Here is a 3,676-nt window from a genome sequence, read left to right on the forward strand (position 1 = left end):
CTGTGCATAATCGAGGGCTTCGCTGGACGGCTTCAGCGGCGGATGACGGAAGTTGTTCTGCTGGTGGTTGAAGGTGAAGAGGGTGAAAAAAGTTTGACGGTTCTTTAAAAATCGTGTTAGACTACAAGGCTTCGCTGATCGCAGCGAGCAAGACGAAGTAGACGATAAGTTGCTTCGGAGATCGTTAAAAAATTACAGCCGATAAGCGTGGGCGTTTGAAGGTAATTGCGTAAGTTCTTCGGAACAAGTCGCAAGACTTAAAACGCTCATGAGAATAGAAGTGAAGTTCACTTCAATTCCGTTTTTGTGAGTTTTGCTTGATCGCGAGATCAGGCGCAAATCAAGATCGAACTATAGAGTTTGATCCTGGCTCAGATTGAACGCTGGCGGCATGCCTTACACATGCAAGTCGAACGGCAGCGCGGGAGCAATCCTGGCGGCGAGTGGCGAACGGGTGAGTAATACATCGGAACGTGCCCAATCGTGGGGGATAACGCAGCGAAAGCTGTGCTAATACCGCATACGATCTACGGATGAAAGCAGGGGATCGCAAGACCTTGCGCGAATGGAGCGGCCGATGGCAGATTAGGTAGTTGGTGAGGTAAAGGCTCACCAAGCCTTCGATCTGTAGCTGGTCTGAGAGGACGACCAGCCACACTGGGACTGAGACACGGCCCAGACTCCTACGGGAGGCAGCAGTGGGGAATTTTGGACAATGGGCGCAAGCCTGATCCAGCCATGCCGCGTGCAGGATGAAGGCCTTCGGGTTGTAAACTGCTTTTGTACGGAACGAAACGGCCTTTTCTAATAAAGAGGGCTAATGACGGTACCGTAAGAATAAGCACCGGCTAACTACGTGCCAGCAGCCGCGGTAATACGTAGGGTGCAAGCGTTAATCGGAATTACTGGGCGTAAAGCGTGCGCAGGCGGTTATGTAAGACAGTTGTGAAATCCCCGGGCTCAACCTGGGAACTGCATCTGTGACTGCATAGCTAGAGTACGGTAGAGGGGGATGGAATTCCGCGTGTAGCAGTGAAATGCGTAGATATGCGGAGGAACACCGATGGCGAAGGCAATCCCCTGGACCTGTACTGACGCTCATGCACGAAAGCGTGGGGAGCAAACAGGATTAGATACCCTGGTAGTCCACGCCCTAAACGATGTCAACTGGTTGTTGGGAATTCACTTTCTCAGTAACGAAGCTAACGCGTGAAGTTGACCGCCTGGGGAGTACGGCCGCAAGGTTGAAACTCAAAGGAATTGACGGGGACCCGCACAAGCGGTGGATGATGTGGTTTAATTCGATGCAACGCGAAAAACCTTACCCACCTTTGACATGTACGGAATTCGCCAGAGATGGCTTAGTGCTCGAAAGAGAACCGTAACACAGGTGCTGCATGGCTGTCGTCAGCTCGTGTCGTGAGATGTTGGGTTAAGTCCCGCAACGAGCGCAACCCTTGTCATTAGTTGCTACATTTAGTTGGGCACTCTAATGAGACTGCCGGTGACAAACCGGAGGAAGGTGGGGATGACGTCAAGTCCTCATGGCCCTTATAGGTGGGGCTACACACGTCATACAATGGCTGGTACAAAGGGTTGCCAACCCGCGAGGGGGAGCTAATCCCATAAAACCAGTCGTAGTCCGGATCGCAGTCTGCAACTCGACTGCGTGAAGTCGGAATCGCTAGTAATCGTGGATCAGAATGTCACGGTGAATACGTTCCCGGGTCTTGTACACACCGCCCGTCACACCATGGGAGCGGGTTCTGCCAGAAGTAGTTAGCTTAACCGCAAGGAGGGCGATTACCACGGCAGGGTTCGTGACTGGGGTGAAGTCGTAACAAGGTAGCCGTATCGGAAGGTGCGGCTGGATCACCTCCTTTCTGGAAACAAGCAATTTAATTTAAACGCCCACACTTATCGGTTGTTGGAAGAAGTCGGTTGTCTTCGATTTCGAAGATGATTGGCGAATGGGTCTGTAGCTCAGCTGGTTAGAGCACCGTCTTGATAAGGCGGGGGTCGTTGGTTCGAGCCCAACTAGACCCACCAAATCTTCTAATATCTCGTGTGTGAGAGTTTGGGGGATTAGCTCAGCTGGGAGAGCACCTGCTTTGCAAGCAGGGGGTCGTCGGTTCGATCCCGTCATCCTCCACCACAACCAATAATCGGTTCCATCGGAACGTTTCAACACCAAAGCGGCTTCCTGCGAAAGCATGAGGCTTCTTTGTTGTTGATCAGGATCTCTTGATCAATCGGCTGTTCTTTAAAAATTCATAGAGTTGAATCAGCGTTGCTGACGGAAAGAGCTTCATGGCTCACCGTGCCGTCAGCAACTTGAATTTTTGATTGCGTCAATATGAACTTCAATTTCGAGTCAAATCGATTTATGAAGACGGCATAACGCGCCAGGTGAAAGACCTGGCAATTCCTTGATTGACTTTGGTTTCTGTGAAGAAACGTCAAAGTTATAGGGTCAAGTGAATAAGAGCACGTGGTGGATGCCTTGGCGATGATAGGCGACGAAGGACGTGATAGCCTGCGATAAGCTTCGGGGAGCTGGCAAATTAGCTTTGATCCGGAGATTTCCGAATGGGGAAACCCACCGAAAGGTATCGCATAGTGAATACATAGCTATGCGAGGCGAACCGGGTGAACTGAAACATCTCAGTAGCTCGAGGAAAAGACATCAACCGAGATTCCGAAAGTAGTGGCGAGCGAAATCGGAAGAGCCTGCTAGTGATAGCACAAGACTTATCAGAACGGCTTGGAAAGGCCGGCCATAGTGGGTGACAGCCCCGTACGTTAAAAGACTTGTGTGGTACTGAGCTAGCGAAAAGTAGGGCGGGACACGTGTAATCCTGTCTGAATATGGGGGGACCATCCTCCAAGGCTAAATACTCATCATCGACCGATAGTGAACTAGTACCGTGAGGGAAAGGCGAAAAGAACCCCGGGAGGGGAGTGAAATAGATCCTGAAACCGCGTGCTTACAAAAAGTAGGAGCCCGCAAGGGTGACTGCGTACCTTTTGTATAATGGGTCAGCGACTTACATTCAGTGGCAAGGTTAACCGAATAGGGAAGCCGTAGAGAAATCGAGTCCGAATAGGGCGATCAGTCGCTGGGTGTAGACCCGAAACCAAGTGATCTATCCATGGCCAGGATGAAGGTGCCGTAACAGGTACTGGAGGTCCGAACCGACTAGTGTTGCAAAACTAGCGGATGAGCTGTGGATAGGGGTGAAAGGCTAAACAAACTTGGAAATAGCTGGTTCTCTCCGAAAACTATTTAGGTAGTGCCTCAAGTATTACCTTCGGGGGTAGAGCACTGTTTTGGCTAGGGGGTCATGGCGACTTACCAAACCAAGGCAAACTCCGAATACCGAAGAGTACAGCTTGGGAGACAGAGCACCGGGTGCTAACGTCCGGACTCAAGAGGGAAACAACCCAGACCGCCAGCTAAGGTCCCTAAAATTGGCTAAGTGGGAAACGAAGTGGGAAGGCTAAAACAGTCAGGATGTTGGCTTAGAAGCAGCCATCATTTAAAGAAAGCGTAATAGCTCACTGATCGAGTCGTCCTGCGCGGAAGATGTAACGGGGCTAAGCCAGTTACCGAAGCTGCGGATTTGCAATTTATTGCAAGTGGTAGGAGAGCGTTCTGTAAGCCTGTGAAGGTGCG

General features: G+C 50.9%; 2 tRNA genes and 2 rRNA genes (1 of these 4 cut by a window edge). All 4 read left to right on the forward strand.

Features of this window, described 5'->3' with window-relative positions:
* The first annotated feature begins 348 nt into the window (after positions 1–348).
* A 16S ribosomal RNA gene (locus AC07RM_RS40630) occupies positions 349–1,883 on the forward strand.
* An 89-nt stretch (positions 1,884–1,972) separates the two neighbouring features.
* Positions 1,973–2,049 (forward strand) — tRNA-Ile (locus tag AC07RM_RS40635).
* Positions 2,050–2,079: 30 nt separating this feature from the next.
* Positions 2,080–2,155, forward strand: a tRNA-Ala gene (locus AC07RM_RS40640).
* Between the two features lie 316 nt (positions 2,156–2,471).
* A 23S ribosomal RNA gene (locus AC07RM_RS40645) occupies positions 2,472–3,676 on the forward strand (it continues 1,765 nt past the right edge of the window).
* Together the 16S and 23S rRNA genes with 2 tRNA genes alongside form the textbook arrangement of a ribosomal RNA operon.

The organism is Variovorax sp. GW821-FHT09B05, from assembly GCF_059418265.1.